The sequence below is a fragment of the [Bacteroides] pectinophilus genome (assembly GCA_025146925.1).
Taxonomy (GTDB): Bacteria; Bacillota; Clostridia; order Lachnospirales; family Lachnospiraceae; genus Bacteroides_F; species Bacteroides_F pectinophilus.
This window is the reverse complement of record CP102260.1, coordinates 108089-129837: the sequence shown is the minus strand read 5'-3', so window position 1 is coordinate 129837 and position 21749 is coordinate 108089. Positions and strand designations below refer to the sequence as shown.

Sequence of the window (21749 nt, the reverse complement as noted above, 5' to 3'; positions counted from 1 at the left end):
GCCTTTCATGCTTCTGTCACTGCTTATTGCTTCTTCTCATGAGCAGCAGCTTCTTCGGTATTCCATATATAACATCACAGACCTTATTTCCAAATATAAGTAATGTTGCATAATATGTCTTTGCTGTCCCGCTTATCGGAATATCAAGCTCATTCAGCTTTTTCCAGTAATTTCTGAATTCTGCCCTTCCATACGCCCTTGCTCTGCTAAGGCCTCCGTAAGAACGCATTGAATATTCTTTTGCAAATTTTGTTATTACATCTGAATTACTGTCTTCATCAAAGAATCTTATTACCTTTATGAGACCCTTATTGAATTCAATATTGGAATAGATTGAATTCCTGTCTGCAAGGAGCTCGTTCTTCTTTGTAGACTTTACTGTTCCGTATGCATTTTCACCATCGGAGACACTGTCTATGGTCATGACATCAAGATAATATGCTCCGTACTTTTTAATTGTCATAAGGAACATATATACCTGAAAATAATTACAGTTAAGAAAACGCTCTGCATCATACTCCGCTATCTTGTCCTTCTCAAAGATAAGACCTGAAAACAGTATTGCATCATACAGATATGTTGAAGCAGCTTCCTCCCCGGCATCAATTCTGAAACTTTTGTTATATTTTCTTTTTACCGCATCAACCGGTCCGTAGTAAAACGGTTCAAACATAAGCGCCGGCTTCTGCTCCTTAAGTGCGTCAATAACCTTATCAAGAGCTCCGTCCATGATGCAGTCATCGTCGCTAAGGTAGAATATATATTTGCCTGATGCAAGGCTCTTTAATCTTCCGAGATTTCTGTCATAGCCCTGATTGACCTCATTCGTATTAAATATAACATCTATACTGCTCTCACCGGCAAACTGCTTAACCATATCAGCAATTGCATCTCTCTGCGGTGAATTATCCTCGCTTACAATAATCTCTACTTCATCACTGTATCTTGTCTTTATCGAATTAAGACATCTTCTAAGCTCATTAACACGATTGTATGACGTTATACATACAGACAGGAACTTATCTTTCATGAAATATTTCTCCTTGATTAATTATCTTTTATACATGACTTTATCTGGTCAATATACTTTCCAACTGACGATTTTCTTGATGCTTTGTCCAGCATAACCCTGTAAGCATTGGCAATGCAGGACTCTTTTACAGCCTTATCCGACTTCATCTTCAATATAGCATCTGCAAGCTCAGCCGGTCTCTCTGCATCAACTGCGATTCCGCAATTCCCGCTGCTTACCATATTATACAACTCGCTTCCGGCATCAAAGGATACAATAAGTGCTGTCTGTGCAGCAATAATGCTCCACGTCTTACTTGGCATTCCAGACGTTCCTACACCTTTACGGCACATGACAAGCGAAACATCTCCGAGGCTGTATACCTTCGATATGTCATCCTTGCCAAGAAGCGGAAGAAATCTGACGTTATCAAGTCCTTTGCCGGCAGCATATGCCTTTATATCCTCAAGACTTGCTCCTGCCCCGAATATACAGAACTCTATATCTCTGTCACTCTTTAATATATCCGCAGCCTCAATCAGCGTCTCTATTCCCTGTGCCTTTCCTACATTGCCTGCATATGTAACAATGAACCTGTCTCTGCTCAGGTCAAACCTCTCAAACAGGTCATTATCCTGCCGCTCTACATGATGAACGGTATCATCCAGCCAGTTATACACCATGCTTACTTTATCGGGATTATCTACCTTGGATATCATATTGCCGAACATTGACTCCGATATAGTTATTATCCTGTCAACATTGTTGTAAGTAAAGCGCTCCATCTTGAGTCCGACATTATATACAGCCGAGCCTTCTGATGTTATCCCCGTCGTAACCAGTGATTCAGGGAAGGCATCCTGAAGGTTATATACAACCTTCTTATGTGTAAGCTTATGTATAAGCCCTAATATCACTCCCTGCGTCGGAGGTCCGCTACCGCAGAAAACAACATCTGCATCCTTGGTGAGCCCTATCCACAGACATTCAAGGCTGAACAAAAGGAACCTGAGTGTACGCTGGATAACCTTTGTCTTCTCCTGAAAAAGCGGCATTCTGTGAATATGGACATTATCACTGAACATCGTTTCGACTCTGTGCCTGCGATAGTATCGGATTGTATCCCTGTCCACGCCTCTTGTCGGTGTAGACGTATATACATCAACCTTCCATCCCTGCTGTGCCATAGCCTCTATCAGATCTGTCACAAGGTATGGGCTGGAGCATTTTTCGGGTATAAAATACTGCACAAAATATAATACTTTCATTATGTCTGTTATAGTCCCTTCAACATTTCGATAAACTGAACCGATACAGCATCGCTTGAATACTTATTAAAACCGACTTCATACGCCGCATGTGAGAATTCATCCAGCCTGTCATCCATCCCTGAAGCCAGCCTTATCTTCTCAATAAACTGCCTGTAATTGCCATGTTCTATCAAAAATCCTGTCTTTCCATCCCGTACCTGTTCACTGATTGCTCCAACATCAAAAGCTATAACCGGGCGTGAGAACTTATATGCATCAATAATGACACCACTCTGGGTAGCCGATTCATACGGAAGTATTATCCAGTCAGAATTCTCAAAGTACCATCTCATCTCTTTTTCCGGCACTTCCGTAAGATTTGCATCGACATTATCGTATCCGGCAATCTTTTCCGCTATCTCCCTGCTCTCATCATCGGGGCTTCCGACAACATAATATGATATCTCCGGAGTTTCTCTTATAATTTTTTCAAGCGTATCCAGGCCTTTGTACTTCCTTATACGTCCAAAATACAGAAATCTTCCTGTATGAGCCGGCCTGCTCTCCGAAGGGAAATCTCTCCACAGGTCAAGGCTTGTTATCTTGTCTTTCGGGACTTTGTATTCTTCACTGAGCGTATCCATATATTTGTTATTATGTATAACAATGTGGTCTGAAAGCCTGCATAATAACTTTGTACACATTATGACAGCCTTACTCAGATCATGAGGTATTACGTCATGTACTACCTGTATCCTTGTACACTTGCGGCATAACAGCATTATTGCTATATTCCATACATGTACGCTTTCAAAATACAGATACTTAATATCCTTCTTTTTTATCAATCGGGCAATCTTAAAAAGTATATCAAGTCTGAATGTCTTTAATTCTATTCCCGGTCTTGCCGGTCCGTCAAAATAGAAATTATTCTCAGAACTGCCTGCTATAAGACTTTTGGGATTGGATCTTCCTATAGTAATAACATCCTCTTTATCTTTTATGGAGTTATACATACTATAGACAATATTCTGATGATCCACATTGTCCGAAAATGTTATTATTGCTATCTTATTATTATCCATTATGTTATCACACGCACCATTTTTCTTATATTATTTTTTTGCTGTAGTCTGACCGCTCGCAATTCCTTCAGTGCTCTCCGGCATAAACAGTACCTTTATGGTTGCAAGTATAATCTTAAAGTCAGTTGCTATTCCAAGTCTTGATATGTATAGCAAATCCATCTGAAGCTTGTCATATGGTTCTGTGTTATATTTGCCATATACCTGTGCATATCCGGTAAGTCCGGCCTTCACCTGAAGCCTTAGTGAGAACTCCGGCATCTCCTTTGCGTATTCCTCTGCAATCTCCGGTCTCTCAGGTCTTGGCCCTACAATACTGAGCGAGCCTCCGATTATATTGAAGAGCTGCGGAAGTTCATCTATTCTGCATGCCCTTATAAAACGGCCAACAGGAGTTATTCTTGAATCTCCCTGTGAGGATAATCTTGCGACACCATCCTTCTCAGCATCAACTTTCATGCTTCTGAACTTTAATATATTGAACTTCTTTCCGTTATGTGTAAGTCTGACCTGCTTGTAGAATACAGGTCCGCCATCATACAGCTTTATTGCAATTGCCGTAATAAGAAGTATCGGGCTTGTTATCACAATTCCGATAACCGATATCACTATATCCATCACTCTTTTTGTCACTGTATAGAACAGGCTTGGTGCTGATTTCTCGCAGACAAGTACCGGAAGGTTAGCCATCTGCACAATCTGTGCGTTGCTCATTATGAAATCTCCGATATTAGGTCTTACAAAAACTTTTACATCGTTCTCTATGCAATATTTAAGAATATCATTTCTCTGGCTTGATGCCAGCCCGCATAGCATCACGCAGTCAGCGCCGCTTTTTTCTAATGCTTGGGAAAATCTGTCAAGTTCTGCAGCCTGATCAGCATACCACGCTACAATATCAGGTATGTGATACTCGCCGACAGCCTCAAATCTCCACACAAGCTTTTCGATTATATATTTGCCGTTTTTGTATGCGGAATCGTTATCATAAACAACAAATATCCTGGCAGGCTTATATATTATATTGGTCAGCTTATTAGCTACAAATGACCATACAACGCATACTGTACAGCTTATTGCCGCTTCGAGCAGCAAAGGCATGATATTGACCCACTGTCTTGTAAGGAGCAGAATTACAATGTACATTATTCCTGTCGTTATAAGTACTGCTATAACCTGTGAATAAATCAGCTCCGAAATTCTGCTGATTCTCAGTGCCAATCCGTCATATATCTTTGCCATAATTGCATATATAATAAGATATAATGCGATTACAGCATAATCACCCTTATTGTAAAATGTGTTTACCCACATCTTTTCTCTGTAATACATATACCAGGCAGCTGCAAATATACATGTATTCGCTAATACTATAAGTACCTTTATCATAAACAGTGCAAAATTCTTTTTCTGATTTTTATGTATCATTAAAACTCTCCTTTGTCTGCTCCATCCTCTTACCGGCAATATTTATTATAATATCGGTATTCAATGCCGTATTTTACAATTCAGGTGTAAAAAACCTCAAATAAGTAGAATTATAAATCAGTTTTAAATACATGTCAACCTGCGGCCACAATTGCAACAGTTTAAAATAATATTACACAAGGCATTTTTCTATCGCCTTCATTCTTACTTCCAATTTTATTGCTTTTGACCTCTCACCGATAAGTGCTGCATATTCTTCATGATATTCCGGTTCATCCAGCACCTTTTTCATTGCATTGCAGATTGCGTCAGTACTGCTCTCAATTACGATTCCATACTCACTGTCTCCAAGCAGTTCCCTTACTCCGGAGCAGTCTGTTGCTATTATGGGAATTCCAAGAATTGCAGCTTCCTGTGGTGCTATTGCATACCCCTCGGCCCTTGATGATGATACAAACCAGTCTGCTTCTTTGAGAAATTTATACGGATTATCCTGCTTTCCAAGCATCCTTACATTCTTGACATTACATCTATCAAGCTGCGACTTAAGCTCCTGTTCAAGTTCTCCGCCGCCGACTATCCACAATTCGTACATATCAGCCATGTGCATTGCATTAAGACGCGCGCATGCATCTATGAGCATGTCATATCCCTTTTCCTTACATAACCGTCCGACAGTCACGAACAAAAGTCTCCCGTCAGGTCTGGCAGCAATATTCTGCTTTTCCTGTGCCTTACGCATAATATCCCTTTCATCGATAGGATTCTCCAGTACGCACATATTACCTGAATCCCCGACGTATTTCTTTACATTATTCATGACATTGTGCGAAACACACACCACTTTATCGAAACATTTCATACATTCCAGTTCATCAGCATCACATGAAAAACAGCCCGCCGACCAGTGCAGCACCGAATAATCAGTATGAACCCACGCAACCCTTCTTGCCGCCTTAAGACCCGCAACGTACTTCATTGCACCGCCTTCCTTAATCGACACCGCAATGTCAAATGATGCATTATTAATAATACGATTTATAATTCTGTCACGTTGCACTCTCTTCAGCCGGTTAATACACTTTAACGGCAGACTCTGATTTTCTTCCGGCATCATGCATTTTTCATAAAGATATATATATCTGATATTCTTCTTATAATGGCTGTAAAAATCCTCATCTTTTATAAATGTAAGCACAGTTATATCAAACTTATCCTCAGGCAGATTTGCCGTAATATCCTGAAGCACCTTCTCCGTGCCCCCGCCATATGCAATATCATTTACGAATAAAATTTTTTTCATATGCCTCAAGCACTCCTTCAAAATCCTCAGGGTATTTTTGCGACTGATAACTGAAAAGATCTTTCAGATAATCGATCTCAGCAGCATCAGCAGCGGATATTCTTCTATAGATTGTAAATACATATCCGTTGGCAAACTCAAACTCTCTGCTCTGTTCAAGCACACCTGTCATGGCAAGATGTTTTACAGCTTCATTAAGATTCTTAACTATTGTATTGTCTGCCGTATCAAGATCATCTATCGGTGAGCATGTCATAATATAATCATACGTAAGGAACTCTACAGGAAATATGTGCGTACCGGTCACACATGCGCCATAAGGTATGTAATCATCCAGCGTTGCCGGTGCCTTGTAGTTACGGAATGTATCCGGATTATATTTCCTGCCGTGAGGCACTATGTATATGTTCTCTCCACCGGATATCAGTTCCGTAAGATAATCATATACAGTTCCTATATCAGCCCAGTCATCACGCACAACCGGCTTCGTATCTATTGTTGTAAACAGCCGGATCTGACTCTTGGTAAAACCGGATGCGGCATTGGATGTATCCCGGAATTGCGTCCCGGATGCCATTCCTGATACAGAAACTACGGAATTAACCGCCATAACTGCCGCAACCGCTGCAACTGCCACCATTTCAACTGCCCCTGGCAGCATACCCGTGCGTCCTGCCGTATACATGTCTGCATTCATACACACACACAACAGAACCATAATAAGAATCATATATGACATTACATATATCAGGCTCTGATGCTCTGCCGAATTCTGCACTCTTGTTATCATCAGCATGCACATTGCCACTGACAGAACCGCACCTGCCGTTACAGCACGGAGCCTGCGCACGGCAAGACCGGTAATCACGGCGGCACCAAGCAAAAATGTCAGGGCAATGCCGAGATAACTAATCTGGTTACTTATCTCATATCTGATTCCTCCAATATTATAGAAGGAATATCTGTCTCCGTAATTGTAGGTAAGTATTCTTCTGAACATAACAAACAAGGCCGCGCCGCCTGCAACAAGACTGATTGCGGCAAATGCGGCCATATTTTTTAAAGCCTTTTTCCTGTCATCACTTACAAATGCAAGTGTTACAAACCATATTACAAAAAAGCTGACAACCCAGTACATATACCATCTTCTTGTAAGAATAAGTGCAATTGTAAATCCGAATATTACAATACACCGCATAATATCCAAGGATGTAAAGTCATAAGACAGTGCTTCATTTGTAAGAAGCATTATAAAAACAAGTCCGAATATGTCAGGCTGTCCGAGCAGTGCCGAATAATTGACAAGCGGCATGGACACAAACGCCGCCATAATTATCACATAGAATGCACGCTTTCGCACCTCCGTTTTGTTACAGAATCTGTTCATAAAGCTTCTTATCATAATCGAAAATGCAGCTATAACCGGAATTATACATGCCACAAAATATGACATTATATATCCGTTAACTGATTTTATATTAAACAGCCTGCAATACATTTCACAGAAAATGCTTATAAAGCAGTTATAATCATCCAGCAGCAACGATGCCGCTGTCGCTTTGATTCCGCTAATTACTGTTCCATCAAAATAATCTCTGTATCTTAGCTGTATCCTGTAATAGTTGGCAAAATCCCATGTATATATCATTCTTCTTACGTGTATGCTGTATACATAAAAAGCCATAAGCAGAATAACCAAAACACCCAGAACTATATTATAATAAGTGTTCTTTCCTTTTTTACATGTCTTAACGTACTCATATGCAATTGCCGCATACAATACTGCATTACATATGAAGCTCAATACTAACGGCATCTGCTGCTCCGCCTTTCATTTACAGATATTTTGTAAACCATTCATGCTTTCGCATAACATAGCATGCAATTATTCTAAGATACTTTTTGTAATCCCGGAATCTGTATTTTCTCATCTCGGAATTATTGTTTTTGTAGTACTCAAGCAGTCTGTTATAGCATTCGCGCATCACTTCGCCGTCATCCCCGTCACATCTGTCAGCTCCGGCAGCTATAAGCTCCTTGAGCATATCCTTACAGACGTTACCGGCTTCTATAACCGCATAGCCATACATGCTGTCATCATAATTTTCTTTTATGTATTTTTTGGTATCGGAAGCTATATTAAGACGGTTCATCCTTCCTGTGTGAAACCTTCTGTTGGTCACGCTTCCTTCACGTACACACTGGATATACAGCTGCTGCTTTATACACACTGCATTCTCAACATCCCCGATTATCCGGTACATTATATCGGCATCCTCATTCATTATGCCTTCCTTTTCACGTCTGTTCTCCCAGAGTGCCGCAGCATATATCTTATTCCAGATAATCGTCCCTATATAAAATTCCCTATCTGACAGGTAATTGCGCATAAGTCTGTAATTATCATATCTTACAGTCTTGTCAGCATCCGTCTGTCCGGCAATTAATGCCTGCTGTCTGCCGCCGTCATGCTCCTGCAAGGTATCCCCATCACGCACCGCATCCGGCTTAAGGCCATATGCATAATCTATTCCATACACAGCCATCTGTGCGCTGTTGGCAGTAATTGCATCATATGCTGTCTGCAATGCATCTTTAAGAATGTAATCATCGCTGTCTACAAATACTATATACTCTCCCTGCACTTTATCAAGGGCAAGATTGCGCGCCGAGCTTGCACCTCCATTCTCCTTATGAAACAGACGGATTCTTGTGTCACGGCCGGCATACTCCCTGCACACCGAATAGCTGTTATCTGTAGAACCGTCATCAACAACGATTACCTCAATATTATCAAATGTCTGGCCGATTATACTGTCAAGGCATCTTGGCAGATATTCCTCTGTATTATATACCGGAACTATGACCGATATCTTTACTTCTGACACCCCTTCTTCCTCCTCTGCCTGTCCTTCTTCCAGTCAAGATAATGGCTCACAACAAATGAATACACAAACTGAACCGGATTCTCTTTGTGATAAGCATCTACATACTGCTTGTCATACTCATAGTCAACACTGCAGCCGCTTCTTCTGGCAATCGGGAACTCAAGTTCTCCATCCGGGAATACGTATCTGCTCTTCCCCGCCGTATTAGTTGCATCCTCACGTTCAAATCCGATATTGGTAATAAGGTTATGTCCCGGCACTATCACAAGCTGGTTATTCGTTGCAATAAGATACGAAAGACTGTAACTCCATGCGCTGCATCTTTCAAGCTTTACATCAATAAGCCCCTTCATAATAGTGTCACCGTACCATCTCCCCCAGTAATTGCGAAGATACCGCGTGTCTGCAAGCTCCTTCATTTCTTCGTCAGTAATGCTTATCCTGTAATTCTTCCATACACGGCGCCAGGTAGCCCATCCCCATATCTCCGTAATTTTTGAAAAAATGTAATCCCTGCCACAGTCATAATCAGGGCACAGATTACATCCCGTTATCATCCCTATTCTCTCATCATCCTTATACCACTCAAGCATAGTCTGGCAGTATCTGAAAAATGTGTTATGCGGCTTAATGTCATCCTCAATAATAATAGCCGTGTCTTCATGTTCAAACACCTCATCAAGACCGCTCGCAATTCTTCCACGACAGCCCATATTACTGTCAGCATATATTCTGTGAACCTCGCAGTCCCAATCTATCCCTGCCTCAATATAACCTCTGACCTCTGCAACCTTCTTAGCTTCGCCCTGCCTGTTCTGCCTTGCGCCGTCTGATATGAGATAAAGCTTACGCGGCGCCGCCTTTTTTATCTGTTCAAACACTTCCTGTGCAGTATCAAGCCTGTTAAATGTAATAAATACCACAGGTGTTGTCAGCACAAAATTATCATTATCCATATCCAAGCTCCATTTCTCCCTCTCATGGTCTTACATATCCGGGCTTCTCGTATCGTTGTTCACATACGCTTTTTTATCTGTTTTCTTATCATATTACGAAGCGAAGCCCTTGCAACAAACATATCCGTTATCTCAATTCCATTCTCACAGCCATATGTATGTATGCCGACCCTGTGAGTTGTAAGCGGCAGTGTCGATACGTCAAAATCATCAAGTGACAGCTCTCTTACCTTATGCTCGGAATATCTTCCGTCAGAATCTATACTGAGTCTTCGTATCTCTATGCTCTCGCCATATATGCGTTCCGTGCTTTTTTGTATTATCCGGTATAAGGAGCCGTCTTTTTCAAATACCGGTCCGCCATTACGCACTCCGTATCCATATTCACGGCATTCATCCGGAAGCTTTCTGCTGTTATCCACACACTCTCCGTCAATGCCGCCTCTTAATATGTACCACCTTAAGCCCGTCATAAGCTTATTGTCTGCGTTCTCTTTACATGTAAATATATTAATATCGCTGCTGCCTTCCCTTATATATACTACGGAATCCACACAGCCCGTTATCTCTTCTATCGCCCGTATCTGCCGCCATTCATATATGCTGCTGCCTTTCTCATATATACGCAGCGCACCCCCTCCAACTGTCTCAGGAATCATATATACACTGTTGCCATATCTGAAAGTAAGCGGAAATGACATGTGGAATGGTTCCTCAATAACCTTCTTAGGTCTTTGAAGCACGCCGTTACCGTCAAATTCGGACACGCCTATATACCCCTTATCCGCGAATCTGTCATACACCTCCATGAATACACAGCTCTTCCCGTTCTCCGTATATAACAGCGGATCAGCGTACCATTCGGAATATGTAGGGCGTAACTGCTTTACATGACTGCTTCCGTCATTCCTGTATACGATATGATATTCTCCATCCATAAATGTATCTACAGCCTTTTTAACCCATCCATGCAGTTCCATGTCAATCCTCCGATAATACTTTATGCCCTCATATATTTTCTATGCATTGTTCCGGCACAGCTCTTCATACAGGCATTTATACTTTTCAAGCATTCCATCAAGCGTATACAGCTTCTCTGCCCTGTGCCTACATGCCGGACGCATCATATCAAGCTGCTTAGTATTACTGAATGCACTGCTGATAGTCTGTGCCAGCGCGGCACTGTCCCTGCTTGGGAATATCCAGCCTACATCTTTGCTTACAATCTCAGGTATTCCTCCTGCATCTGAACCAATGACCGGTGTACCCGACGCAAGCGCCTCAAGCGCTACACACGGGAAATTCTCGGCAACACTCGGTATTATAAATACATCAGCCATTGCATATATCTCATTCATCATTGCTGTTGTACTTACATAACCGAATTCCTTTATTCCGAACTCCTGTGATATGACACTATCCCCAAGTCCCTGGCCTATCACAAGCAGATAATAATCACTCTTGTTATCAAGCTTATCCAATGCCTGCGCCAGATAAGAAAAACCTTTGTATTCATTATTAAGATTGGCTGCTGCAAACAGAATTACTTTCTTACCGGCAGGCACATTATATCTCTTCTTTAACTCCTGCCTGTCACATATGCCAAACTCTGACATATCAACACCGTTGTTTATCGTTATGATATGCTCATTCTTAAGATATGACTGCCTGCATATTCCTGCAAGCCAGTCGGACGGCGTTACAAATGTTATCCCATGTCCGGTAAAGCTGTCTTTTTTCTTCTTATGGACTGCCTTAATATTATTATAATAAAATGCCGGATATGTACGCTTATTTTCACATCTGCCACACTCCATTGTCTTCCAGCCGGTACAATCAAAAGCATGTGCGCAGTGCCCTGTTACAGCCCACATATCATGGAGTGTCCACACTACTTTAACATACTCAGACAGATATGCTATATCCTCGATTCCAATATAGTTGCCATGGGCATTGTTGATATGAAGTACATCTATATCATTCTCTTCAATCATTGCGCAGAGCTTTTTTCTTAATCTTTTGTTGACCGGGAGTGCATTGTTATGAAGGCAGCCTCTGAGTACGGCACATTCTTTAGCATATCTGCCGCTGTACAAAGCCTCTATGTTACTGTCCCCGGCTGCGGTCTCGATACCGTCATCATATCCGGTAAGAAGATATGACTCCACGCCGATATTCTTCATTCCGTAATACAACTGCCTTGTGACCTTCTCTGCACCGCCGCCCTGATATATGTTGTTCAGATACAGAACCTTCATAACTACTCTCCAATCCACAGTCACTATCTTAAGCCAAGCTCTCCTGCCTTATTCATCGCTGACTCAATAACCTTGTCCATATCATAGTATTTGTACTCTCCGAGTCTTCCGCCAAATACCACGCTGCTCTCAGCCTTTGCAAGCTCTGCATACTTTCTGTAAAGCTCCTGGTTGTCTTCATTGTTGACAGGGTAATACGGCTCCATGCCTTCTGTCCATGTCACAGGATACTCTTTTGTAATTACAGTCTTAGGCTGCGTTCCATATTCAAAATGCTTATGCTCGATAATTCTTGTATACGGAGTCTCTCTGTCCGTGTAATTGACAACTGCAACGCCCTGATGATTCTCCTCGTCAAGTACCTCTGTTTCAAACTTAAGGCTTCTGTACTCAAGCTTGCCAAATTTATATCCGTAGTACTCATCAATAGTACCCGTATACACTACCAGGTCTGCAAGTCCGTCATAATATTCCTTATCTGCAAGATAATCTCTGCCAAGCTCCACGTCACAATCGGCATACAGCCTGTCCGTAAGCTCATTGTAACCGCCTATCGGAATACCCTGGTATCTGTCATTAAAGTAGTTGTTATCATATGTGTATCTTACCGGAAGCCTCTTAATGATAAATGCAGGAAGCTCCTTACAGTCTCTTCCCCACTGCTTCTCTGTATAACCCTTTACAAGCTTCTCGTAGATATCTTTTCCCACAAGGCTTATTGCCTGCTCCTCGAGATTCTGCGGCTCGCCTATTATGGCGCTCTTCTGCTCATCTATCTTAGCCTTAGCCTCTGCCGGAGTTCTTACTCCCCACATCTTATTGAATGTGTTCATATTGAACGGCATGTTATACATCTCGCCTTTATAATTGGCAACCGGGCTGTTCGTATATCTGTTAAATTCAACGAGCGCATTTACAAAATCCCATACTTCCTTATTGCTTGTATGGAAAATGTGTGCGCCGTACTTATGTACATGTATGCCCTCCATATCCTCACAGTAGATATTGCCGCCAAGGTGCTCCCTCTTCTCAACTACAAGGCACTTTTTTCCTGCCTTAGCCGCATAATACGCAATAACCCCGTTGTAAAGTCCGCCTCCCACAAGTAAAATGTCATACTTTTTCATACATAATCTCCTTTTCTTTATATCTTTTATTATTATGATTTTCTTCTTAGCATCATATTTATAAGCCTTACCCGTTCTGTCTTTTCGAGCAGGATATATATATTTATTATAAAGTCAATAACTGCGCATACCCCGCCGGTCAATATAAGCTTCAGCCATGTATCGCACAGAATCATATGGCTTACAATTGCGTTAACAGCTACAAGTATTACAGTCAGCAGAATACTTTTGAATACATCTTTAAAAAATATATTCCACCTCAGATCAAGATACCTTGCTGAGAACGGAATCGTAAATATAAAATTAACAAGCAGCGAACATATCGTACTTACCCCCACAATCGCATATATTCCGAGATCCGTCACTTCGAGGACGGCAAGTGTAAGCAGGAATGATATAATTCCGTATATTATCATTGCCACCGCATTCTGCCTTACCTTATTGGTTATTGTAAATACCTGATATAGCGGCTGTATAGGTCCTGACACAACCGTATTAATCACACACATAACCGCAAGCACGCATAACTGCTGTGCATTCTGTCCCGGCATCCACAGCCTGAAGAACTGCGTTCCAAATGCTATAAGCAGCGCATCGGGTATAATGGTAAACACCGTCATCATCCTCATTCCGCGGCTGATAGACTTTACAAGCATTTCCTTATCTTTCTGTGCATAATATATCGTCATCTCCGGCGAGAATACATTAGCTATGCTCCCTATAAGATTAGACATGACATTCGGGACTGTCTGCGCTATGGCAAGAATACCCATTGCGCTGCTGCTTATGAACAGATTGCTTATAAGCAGATCCAGACCATTGGTAAGAATCTGGCTTAATTTGATAACAACATTCCATATTCCGGCTTCGATAAGTTCGATAACTTTGCGTATCTCAAATATATGAAAGTTAATCTTTATCTCAGGCAGCAGCTTTCTGCTGTAATGTATATCTGCCACAAGTATAAATATGCTTGCAGTTATGGAAGCTATTGCAACATAAATTATTCTCGGTGAAAAGAATACATATCCGCCGAGCACTATTCCGGCCCTTATCAGATTGGCCTCTATAGACCTTCTTGAACTTATATCAAGTCTGTTTGTCGAGAAAAATGCTATCGAGAATACGGATGTCATTATTCCGACCATGAAATTAAGGAACACGATAAGGAATGTCAGTTTGACATCTGTAACAAGCCCATCAGGTATATTAATCCATTTCTCAAGATTGATAACGCATACTACCGACAATATTCCTGCAATTATTGTAAGTATCGTATTGCCGATAAGTACTGAATTAAAATACACATTGGCCTCATCCATCTTATTCTCGTATATCTTAATCGTAATAAAACGGCTTGCCATTGAGTTAAGCGCTATCGTAATAAGCGATGCATAATTTACAAAATTATCCGCCAGAGTTATGAACCCATACGCATCACTTCCAAGCTTATTGGTCACATACGGAGTTACAAAGAAGCTTATCCCGAATGATACAAGAAATGATGCTATCTGCGCTATTAAGTTAACCGCAAGCTGTCTGTTTGCCTTATTACTCACTGTCCTTCACCTTATAATCTTTTAAATACTGCCATATTAATGGCAGGAAATATCTCAAACACCGCCACATCTATAATCCACTGCCTTAGCGTAAAAAGCTTCTTAATCTGCCTGCACTGCTTTATATATGTCTTTTTAAGCTCTTTATATCTCTGCCTGCATCCGGCATTATGCATATCAAGCTTAATGCCCGCCTCAACAAGCATTGAGTATATTCTCTGTGACAGCCTTAATATATAATCACTCATCTCCGGCAGATTCACGCAGAATTCAAATCTCTGCTCAAGTGCTTCCACTGCATCAAGATTGCGTATTCCGTACCCGGTCTGCATTATACTTCCACCACGCTGCACATACATATAGCAGGCGTCCGCGACACATGCAACCTTATCTGCCTTTGAATATATTCTGTGCACTGTGAATTCGTCCTCATGGAGCTTTCCGTCAGGAAAATATATACTCTGCAGCAGCTTTCTGCTATATAACCTGTTCCACGCCGTGACATAGTACCAGCCCTTATCATCAAGAGTCCGTGTAAGTGCCGTTATTCCATCAATCACTTCATCCTTAACAGGCAGTGCATTGTTACGTTCTTCTATGTTATTGCCATTCTCATCAACATATCTGAAATTGCAGACCGACATATCAGCATTACATGCCACAATTGCCTTATACAGCTTTTCATACATATCCACCGCTATATAGTCATCACTGTCCACAAAACCTATGTAGCTGCCGCATGCAGCCACAAGTCCTGCATTACGTGCGTCTGAGAGGCCTCCGTTCTTCTTATGTATTACTGTTATTCTTGAATCTTTGGCAGCATAATCATCACATATTGCACCGCTTCCGTCCGGCGAACCATCATCCACAAGTATTATCTGAAGATTGGTATATGTCTGCGCAATAATGGAATCCACGCAGCGGCAAAGATATCTTTCAACCTTATATACAGGAACTATTACTGAAATAAGATCTTTGTATGGCGTATTCATTCCCTGCTCCTTACCCATTAATCCTCTTCTCCATAATCCAGTATACAAGTCTCTGTGGCATTACATTGGCTGCATTTATCTTGAAAAGCCCCCATGCATGTGCAAGTGCGCCCTTAATGCCTGTCGCAGCAAGACCATATTGCTTGTGAATCTTCTCATACTCAAGAAAAAGCTTCTTCCTGTTGCGGTTTGATGCCCCGTCAAGCATAAATGATGCAATAACTAACGGAACATGTACAAATGCGGCCCCGTCAAGATATGCATGCAGAAACAGCTCATAATCTGCTGCAAGCCGGTACTCTGTAGAATACATATACCTGTCGTGAAGCCCGCGCCTTGTGAATACCGCCTGATGGCAGAACGGAAGGTTCGTTCTTATCACATTGATATCATCGCCTGACTTCATGATGTGCTTCACACCTGCATTCTCGACACTGCACACATCACCATATACAACATCGCTCTTTTCTTTGTTAAGAATATCATTTACTTTGGCAAGCACATTTTCATCATAAAAGACATCTCCGGCATTAAGGAAATACACCCATCCGCCTGATGCCCTTCCGATACCTTTGTTCATGCCGTCATATATTCCGCCGTCCTTCTCACTTCCCGCATCAAGCCTGATTCCGGCTTCTTCAAACTTAGCCCTGTATTCCTCAAGTACCTTATCAGTTCCGTCTGTTGAACCGCCGTCGACAACGATACTCTCATATTCCGTCTGAGATATGTTCTTTTGGGAAAGCACCGAATTGAGTGTTCTCGCAAGTCCATCCGCATCATTATACGCAACTGTGATTATTGAAATCATTCCTGCTCCCCATCACTATAATTATCATTATTTCTGTTTTTATCACTGTCTATATCATTAAGACGTGCAAGCAGGGCAAATATTTTCTTATCAAGTCCAAGCTTTCTGAGGCTCATAAATGCACTTACACCAAGTCTTATCTTTGCTGTCTGTCCCTTAGGTCCCGCCACGCCGAGATATGGATTGCGTCTGTAATCCGGAAATCTCTTTTCAAAATCATCCATTGCTGCATCCAGCCTTGACTTCATCTCTGCCTCACTTATTCCTTTGGAATATACCGCAAGCGCATTAACCATATTAGCCACATATGCATACTGAAGCATCCAGCGCATATTCTGGCTTAATTTTCTGAAATCCTTGACCTGGCCAAGCTTATCGAATACGTCAATCACATATCCGGTTGCATCTTCCGTCTTATCATCACGGCTTCTTGCCGTAACTGACTGATCATTCACAGAATGGATATAGCCTGCATAGTCAGATATAACAACATATTTTATCTTATTTACATATCCCATGAGATTAAAATACATATCCTCAAGGCATGTAAATCTCTCAAATCTCATATGGTTATTAACTACAAATTCTTTTCTGTAAAGCCTTGCCCATGCAGTAACATATGTCACGCACGCCCATTCGTTATCCTTTACGAGGTGTGTTATAAGCTCTGATCCGGCATTGCCGCTATCCTGACGATAACCTCCGATAACAACATCCGCAGCTGTCTCTTCAATCTTTTTTACATACTGTGCAAGGAAATCCGGCAGGATATAGTCATCCGCATCCACATAACAGATGTACGTTCCCTTTGCATTAGCAAGCGCCTTATCACGGCTTCTGCCCGGACCGATATTCTCCTCATTACATATAACATGCATTCTGTCCGGATACTTATCAGCGAATTCTTCCAGTATGTCAAGCGAACTGTCAACTCCCGCATCCTCGACACATATTACTTCAAAATCCTGATATGTCTGTGCAAATACACTGCGAAGACATCTTCTTAAGTATTTTTCAACATTGTAAACCGGAATAATAATTGATACAGCTGCCATTACAGTCTCCTCTCTGCATCTTCTGAAGATGCTTCATCTTTTAAAGATACTTTTACAGATTCATCCCTTACCTGCTTCTCAAGCAGCGCTACCTGCTGTGTAAGCGCTTTAATCCTGTTTGAATTGCGCGACAGCGCCGCCGTAAGAAAAAATGTTACTACTATAAGGAACACAAATCCCATGAAGAAAACCATGTTCATTGCGTCATATATACCAAGAAAATGTGTTATAACTCCCAAAAGTCCCGGCACAATAACAATAACCAGAATCATTGCTATAAGCGCAAGCCATATAAGGGCGTATCTCAGGTCCAGGCTTTTCTTGCGGACCATATTTATTATTATAACAAATCCTATCAGAAGGATGGCTGCCATTATCAGGCGGAACTTTAAGGTCATCATACATTTGATCTCCCATTTTATATTATTATCACCATTGACGCAGCTTTAACCGGCAAATCAACGCAGGCTCGCTTGCGCTTGATTAGAGCTGGCAGCGGTACATAAGGCGGCACAAGACACCGCCTAAGTACCGGCCGCTCTAAAATGCCTGCTTATGCTTTTGCCGGTTGAAGCTGCTGTGTGTCGGATTATATACATTTATTATTTATTCATCAATACAATGACGTCGGGGTCAAAAGCCCCGACTTTGATGCCTACGGACTGCTCCGTGCTTTGCACTCCCACAATCCTACCCAATATTCGCATATCGTGGGATTATCATCCCACTTTTATGCTCATATCGGGGCGGATCCCAAGGTCTTTCACCCACCTATGAGCGAGCTCATGTGGGTTTGACCTTGTGACCCTGGCATCATACAATAAAAATATATTATCGCAGGCGCTCTATCAGTATTGCGAGGGTTACTTTTATCATATAATAGATGGATTTTGTCATTGATATTGAGGATACGCCGCCCTGTCGCTCTCTCATCACTACCGGAATTTCTTCAACATTCATGCCGCGCCGGAGAATCTTCACGGCCGTCTCAGGCTCCGGATAATCCTTTGGATAGTCCTGTGCAAACAGCTCTATAACTCTTCTCCCAGCCATTCTGTAGCCCGATGTCGGGTCTGTTATCGTCTTGCCGGTGCACAGCTTTATCAGCCATGTAAAATACGATATTCCTACACGCCTGAGCCTGGATGACTGAAACCCCTCATGTGTAATAAATCTTGAGCCTATCACCATATCAAGCTTATTCTTTTCAAGATGCTCTGCCATGCGCTGCACAAATTCAACATCATGCTGGCCGTCACCATCCATCTGGACTGCAATCTCATATCCGTTATCGCGTGCATATATATATCCGGTCTGTACCGCACCGCCTATTCCGAGATTAACCGGCAGACTTACCATATTAAAATTATTCTTCCTGCATATGTCCGGCGTCTCATCCGTTGAACAGTCATTAATCACAACATAGTCAAATCCATGCATCTTAGACTGTATTCCGCGGACAGTAGCTTCAATGCTCTCCGCCTCATTATATGCCGGTATGATAATCAGCTTCTTCATGGGATTGCTCCTTTTGCTCCTTTACCTAAAGTAATTGTACAGTGTTTGGGGACAGGGCACCTGCATGGATGATACAGGGCAACACAGGCGCGCTTGCGCTTGTTAGAGCTGGCAGCGGTGCGTAAGGCGGCACAAGACGCCGCCAAAGCACCGGCCGCTCTAAAACGCCTGCTTATTCCCTGCACCATCCATGCAGGCTGACTCTCCCACCTCCACACACTTATACCACTTACATCTGCCAAACATTGCTAACATAAACTCACAAACTCGCAATAAAATCATTCGTATGAGCCATCCGCAAAAGCACAGCTCGTGGGGGAACCCCACGGCGTCCCCCGCGCATCCCTCCGCGCGGTGATGTATGCTTTTTCGGAGGCTTATGCAGCCGCCGGTGCTTAGCGGCTGTCCTTTAGCCGCTTACGCACCGCTGCGAGGTGCATGCAGCGCAAGCGGCTCCGTAAAAGCATGCATCACCGCACCTCACCGCACCAGCTCGGCCCACACCGCATAAAACACCTCTGCAATATGCCAGCAGACAAATGCCGCAACAACCTTTTCTTTGGTGTTCTTTGTTACTGTAACACCACAATTATACAGACACAGGACAACCAGCGGAAGTACCGGAAGGAAATATCTTCCTGTCACTCCGTCTATGTTCCACCCTACAGGTGTTGAAACCTGCATCATGAAGAACATCACAAGGCTTGACATAAAGAAAGATACAAGCATTGCAAGTCTTTCCGATGTATTTATTATAATGCGGTTATCAGAAGTTCTATCTTCAAAAGTCTCCATCGCCGCAATTATTATCAATACGAAGAATGGCACAACTACTGCAATCGGAACTGTCTGTATGTTGGCACTAAGATGTGTACCGATAATGCTTCCAAAATAATAGTCGGCTTTTTCAATTATCGAACCTATGCACATAAGGATAAACTTAAACGGATGCTCTACCGCATAAGACAGCGTATAACTGCTTCCCGGCAGATAACCTCCGTCAGCTGCCATTATCCTAAGTCCAAATGCCTCAGCTGCAACAACTGCATATGAAATTATGTTAAACACAACTGCCGACGCAATCATGCTTCCACCAACAGCAGCCTTTTCCTTCCGTGTCATATGTGCACGCGTAACAGGCACAAGCAGAAGCAGGAAGAATATATATGTGCCCTTCTTGCATGCACCAAGCAGCACCGCAGCCACAATCCACATTATAAGGGTACGTCTGTCTGCCCTGTCATGCATGAATGCAAGCCAGCATGCGACGAACAGAAATGCAGCCGCAATACACATGCCGTCGTATGAGAATGCCGAATACTCCTGAAGTGTCATTGGCATAAGCGCCAGAAGCATGAGCGCTTCTTTTCCAGCCGGAATAATCTTAACCGCAAGTCCTATGATCAGTGCAAATACAATAATTCCAAACAGTCTGGCAAGATATACCGTAGGCAGCGCCCCGAGGTGGAGCAGCCGTCCTATAGCAATTCCCGCTATATAAGGAATATACGGGACAAAATTCTCATTGCCCGTTTCAATAAGTGTCATTACCATTGAACTGTCTTTTACAAAAAGTGATGCCGTATCGTTGAGATCCATATATGCATCTGCAGACATAAGTCCATAGTAGCTGTCATTTATCCTGAAATTCTTTTTATAAAATTCATAATCATCCGCCCTCATTGCAAGCTTTCCTCCCGGATTGCCTTTAAAAAGGACATTATTTGCATATGAATATGCAACCTCATAATGATATGCCGAATCGCAGCCCTTACCCGGTGCAACAATAAGCATATATATAATTCCAAGTCCTATGCAGGAAAGCATGCATATTCTGTGTACAGGCATACTTTTAACAAACATCGCTATAAGTATTAACATGACAACTAATATGACAAGCATCATCATCGCATCGAATATTTTTGACGGAAGCTGCGAATGTCTGAACACCCCAAGGCATAACGCCCTGGATGTATCCTCCTGTCCGTTGACTGTAAATGTCCCCTTGTATCGCCCTGCATCCTGCAGATACAGCATCGGTGCATTGGATTCATTTTCAACATCACTTGTAAATGCTATCTCATATTCATGACCAACCGTCAGATTAGTATCATACAGCTTAAAATCGACAAGTGTATCCATCGGAAATGCATTGTTATCATATGCATCCTCATACACGACGGCTCCGCTCTTTTTGTCGGTGATTGTCATATATGTTCTACCTGAAAGCTCCGAACCCTGTCCGCGGTGGAATTCAAATGACACTCCGTCAACTTTTGTATCGGGAGTAAACGTCTGGCTCACTCTGTCACCTTTTACAAGCTTCTGATAATAAATATTGTCGGTCTCTTTATCATTGTGTGCATGGATGGAATATACCCGGTTCTCTATCTTATCAGTCTTAATACTTTTCTTCCCTAATACCACAAAAAGGGCTGAAAGAAAAACCAGCCCCAATATGTACAATATTCTTTTGTGCGTGCGTATAAAATCTGACATGCAAC

At 42.2% G+C, this 21749-nt stretch carries 19 protein-coding genes; 1 reads left to right on the top strand and 18 read right to left on the bottom strand.

All coding sequences use genetic code 11. The features are described 5' to 3' along the window. Positions 1-16 precede the first annotated feature (16 nt). The 16 genes from NQ488_00560 to NQ488_00485 all read right to left on the bottom strand — a co-directional run bounded on the left by NQ488_00560 (position 17) and on the right by NQ488_00485 (position 18128). Positions 17-1030: a glycosyltransferase family 2 protein gene (locus NQ488_00560; protein UWN95837.1), complete on the bottom strand. Its 1014-nt coding sequence runs from the start codon at positions 1028-1030 to the stop codon at positions 17-19. 17 nt (positions 1031-1047) lie between these two features. Further along, on the bottom strand, positions 1048-2280 hold the full coding sequence (locus NQ488_00555; GenBank protein ID UWN95836.1) for a glycosyltransferase family 4 protein: 1233 nt from the start codon (positions 2278-2280) through the stop codon (positions 1048-1050). Between the two features lie 8 nt (positions 2281-2288). Further along, the gene (locus tag NQ488_00550) at positions 2289-3347 is read right to left on the bottom strand and encodes a glycosyltransferase family 4 protein (GenBank protein ID UWN95835.1); all 1059 of its coding nucleotides are present in this window, start codon (positions 3345-3347) and stop codon (positions 2289-2291) included. A 30-nt stretch (positions 3348-3377) separates the two neighbouring features. Beyond that, the gene (locus tag NQ488_00545) at positions 3378-4775 is read right to left on the bottom strand and encodes an exopolysaccharide biosynthesis polyprenyl glycosylphosphotransferase (GenBank protein ID UWN95834.1); all 1398 of its coding nucleotides are present in this window, start codon (positions 4773-4775) and stop codon (positions 3378-3380) included. Positions 4776-4947: 172 nt separating this feature from the next. After that, positions 4948-6078 (bottom strand): glycosyltransferase, encoded by a 1131-nt coding sequence (locus tag NQ488_00540; protein UWN95833.1) that lies wholly within the window; start codon positions 6076-6078, stop codon positions 4948-4950. Next, a complete protein-coding gene (locus NQ488_00535) occupies positions 6053-7894 on the bottom strand; it encodes a hypothetical protein (protein UWN95832.1) in 1842 nt (613 codons plus the stop codon). The genes NQ488_00540 and NQ488_00535 overlap by 26 nt, the downstream gene beginning before the upstream one ends. Positions 7895-7913: 19 nt before the next feature. Next, positions 7914-8966, bottom strand: coding sequence for a glycosyltransferase (locus NQ488_00530; protein ID UWN95831.1), 1053 nt, complete (start codon positions 8964-8966; stop codon positions 7914-7916). Continuing rightward, the gene (locus tag NQ488_00525; protein ID UWN95830.1) at positions 8954-9922 is read right to left on the bottom strand and encodes a hypothetical protein; all 969 of its coding nucleotides are present in this window, start codon (positions 9920-9922) and stop codon (positions 8954-8956) included. Before NQ488_00525 ends, NQ488_00530 begins: the two co-directional genes overlap by 13 nt. A 59-nt stretch (positions 9923-9981) precedes the next feature. Then, positions 9982-10902, bottom strand: a complete 921-nt coding sequence (locus NQ488_00520; protein ID UWN95829.1) for a hypothetical protein — start codon at positions 10900-10902, stop codon at positions 9982-9984. A 39-nt stretch (positions 10903-10941) separates the two neighbouring features. Further along, positions 10942-12180, bottom strand: a complete 1239-nt coding sequence (locus NQ488_00515; GenBank protein ID UWN95828.1) for a glycosyltransferase — start codon at positions 12178-12180, stop codon at positions 10942-10944. Positions 12181-12203: 23 nt separating this feature from the next. Next, positions 12204-13307: a UDP-galactopyranose mutase gene (glf, locus tag NQ488_00510; protein ID UWN95827.1), complete on the bottom strand. Its 1104-nt coding sequence runs from the start codon at positions 13305-13307 to the stop codon at positions 12204-12206. Between the two features lie 32 nt (positions 13308-13339). Continuing rightward, entirely contained in the window at positions 13340-14866 is a 1527-nt protein-coding gene (locus NQ488_00505) for an oligosaccharide flippase family protein (GenBank protein ID UWN95826.1), read from the bottom strand. An 11-nt stretch (positions 14867-14877) separates the two neighbouring features. Beyond that, complete coding sequence (locus tag NQ488_00500) at positions 14878-15879, bottom strand: glycosyltransferase (GenBank protein ID UWN95825.1); 1002 nt, start codon at positions 15877-15879, stop codon at positions 14878-14880. After that, on the bottom strand, positions 15872-16672 hold the full coding sequence (locus NQ488_00495) for a glycosyltransferase (protein ID UWN95824.1): 801 nt from the start codon (positions 16670-16672) through the stop codon (positions 15872-15874). Before NQ488_00495 ends, NQ488_00500 begins: the two co-directional genes overlap by 8 nt. Then, positions 16669-17727 (bottom strand): glycosyltransferase, encoded by a 1059-nt coding sequence (locus NQ488_00490; protein UWN95823.1) that lies wholly within the window; start codon positions 17725-17727, stop codon positions 16669-16671. Before NQ488_00490 ends, NQ488_00495 begins: the two co-directional genes overlap by 4 nt. After that, positions 17727-18128 (bottom strand): DUF2304 domain-containing protein, encoded by a 402-nt coding sequence (locus tag NQ488_00485; GenBank protein UWN95822.1) that lies wholly within the window; start codon positions 18126-18128, stop codon positions 17727-17729. Before NQ488_00485 ends, NQ488_00490 begins: the two co-directional genes overlap by 1 nt. A gap of 207 nt (positions 18129-18335) precedes the next feature. On the opposite strand from NQ488_00485, the gene NQ488_00480 reads away from it, so the two are divergent. Continuing rightward, on the top strand, positions 18336-18524 hold the full coding sequence (locus NQ488_00480) for a hypothetical protein (protein UWN97070.1): 189 nt from the start codon (positions 18336-18338) through the stop codon (positions 18522-18524). A 34-nt stretch (positions 18525-18558) separates the two neighbouring features. Here the strand turns inward: NQ488_00480 and NQ488_00475 are convergent, their stop codons facing one another. Both NQ488_00475 and NQ488_00470 read right to left on the bottom strand, forming a co-directional pair. Beyond that, positions 18559-19245, bottom strand: coding sequence for a glycosyltransferase family 2 protein (locus NQ488_00475; protein ID UWN95821.1), 687 nt, complete (start codon positions 19243-19245; stop codon positions 18559-18561). Between the two features lie 480 nt (positions 19246-19725). After that, positions 19726-21744: a DUF2142 domain-containing protein gene (locus NQ488_00470; GenBank protein ID UWN95820.1), complete on the bottom strand. Its 2019-nt coding sequence runs from the start codon at positions 21742-21744 to the stop codon at positions 19726-19728. Positions 21745-21749 lie beyond the last annotated feature (5 nt).

Excerpts from the sequence above, each read along its gene's own strand:
- NQ488_00520 (UWN95829.1), bottom strand. The coding sequence starts at position 10,902 with ATGGAACTGCATGGATGGGTTAAAAAGGCTGTAGATACATTTATGGAT.
- NQ488_00490 (UWN95823.1), bottom strand. The coding sequence starts at position 17,727 with ATGGCAGCTGTATCAATTATTATTCCGGTTTACAATGTTGAAAAATAC.
- NQ488_00535 (UWN95832.1), bottom strand. The coding sequence starts at position 7,894 with ATGCCGTTAGTATTGAGCTTCATATGTAATGCAGTATTGTATGCGGCA.
- NQ488_00495 (UWN95824.1), bottom strand. The coding sequence starts at position 16,672 with ATGATTTCAATAATCACAGTTGCGTATAATGATGCGGATGGACTTGCG.
- NQ488_00515 (UWN95828.1), bottom strand. The coding sequence starts at position 12,180 with ATGAAGGTTCTGTATCTGAACAACATATATCAGGGCGGCGGTGCAGAG.
- NQ488_00550 (UWN95835.1), bottom strand. The coding sequence starts at position 3,347 with ATGGATAATAATAAGATAGCAATAATAACATTTTCGGACAATGTGGAT.
- NQ488_00545 (UWN95834.1), bottom strand. The coding sequence starts at position 4,775 with ATGATACATAAAAATCAGAAAAAGAATTTTGCACTGTTTATGATAAAG.
- NQ488_00560 (UWN95837.1), bottom strand. The coding sequence starts at position 1,030 with ATGAAAGATAAGTTCCTGTCTGTATGTATAACGTCATACAATCGTGTT.
- NQ488_00500 (UWN95825.1), bottom strand. The coding sequence starts at position 15,879 with ATGGGTAAGGAGCAGGGAATGAATACGCCATACAAAGATCTTATTTCA.
- NQ488_00555 (UWN95836.1), bottom strand. The coding sequence starts at position 2,280 with ATGAAAGTATTATATTTTGTGCAGTATTTTATACCCGAAAAATGCTCC.
- NQ488_00540 (UWN95833.1), bottom strand. The coding sequence starts at position 6,078 with ATGAAAAAAATTTTATTCGTAAATGATATTGCATATGGCGGGGGCACG.
- glf (UWN95827.1), bottom strand. The coding sequence starts at position 13,307 with ATGAAAAAGTATGACATTTTACTTGTGGGAGGCGGACTTTACAACGGG.
- NQ488_00525 (UWN95830.1), bottom strand. The coding sequence starts at position 9,922 with ATGGATAATGATAATTTTGTGCTGACAACACCTGTGGTATTTATTACA.
- NQ488_00475 (UWN95821.1), bottom strand. The coding sequence starts at position 19,245 with ATGAAGAAGCTGATTATCATACCGGCATATAATGAGGCGGAGAGCATT.
- NQ488_00470 (UWN95820.1), bottom strand. The coding sequence starts at position 21,744 with ATGTCAGATTTTATACGCACGCACAAAAGAATATTGTACATATTGGGG.
- NQ488_00485 (UWN95822.1), bottom strand. The coding sequence starts at position 18,128 with ATGATGACCTTAAAGTTCCGCCTGATAATGGCAGCCATCCTTCTGATA.